The organism is Alcanivorax sp. HI0044 (assembly GCF_001634945.1).
In genome coordinates this window covers 1-458 of sequence record NZ_LWEZ01001026.1, presented here as the reverse complement: position 1 = coordinate 458, position 458 = coordinate 1, and the positions used below count along the sequence as shown (strand labels likewise).

Annotated in this window: 1 protein-coding gene; it reads left to right on the top strand. The window is 49.3% G+C overall.

What is annotated here, in order from left to right; genetic code table 11:
* Positions 1-231 (top strand): hypothetical protein (locus A3730_RS31640; protein ID WP_197477461.1); only part of this gene is annotated, 231 nt, incomplete at its 5' end.
* Positions 232-458 lie beyond the last annotated feature (227 nt).

Sequence of the window (458 nt, the reverse complement as noted above, 5' to 3'; positions counted from 1 at the left end):
ACATACTCGTTGTTGCAATTTTCTGATGAGTGGACACACCGTCAAAATTGCGCCTGGATTGTGAGCCAGCCTGAAAGCCTGAGCCTGCAAGGCATTATTCAGCGGCTCTTGGCATTGCCATTAAGCGAATCCGTACCCGTCAGCATTGTCATCGGCACGTTTATTATTTACCGGCCTGCTGTTTTTAAAGAGTCCGGGAGCGTCAATCATAAAGAAACTGGCCGGAATTAACATACTGTCTACCGCTACAAAACCGTTGCATCGTGATTCTGGCAGGAAAAACCCGCCTTCACACAGATTTCACCCTTGTTATCCTGCGCTGTCTACGATAAAAATCACTAATGAATGTTCTCGTCGTTGAAGACAACAAGGCTGTCAGCCTGATCATCTGCCGCATCATCGAAGAGCTCGGCCACCAGTATGTACTGGCCGCAGACGGTGAGGCCGCCCTGCGTCTT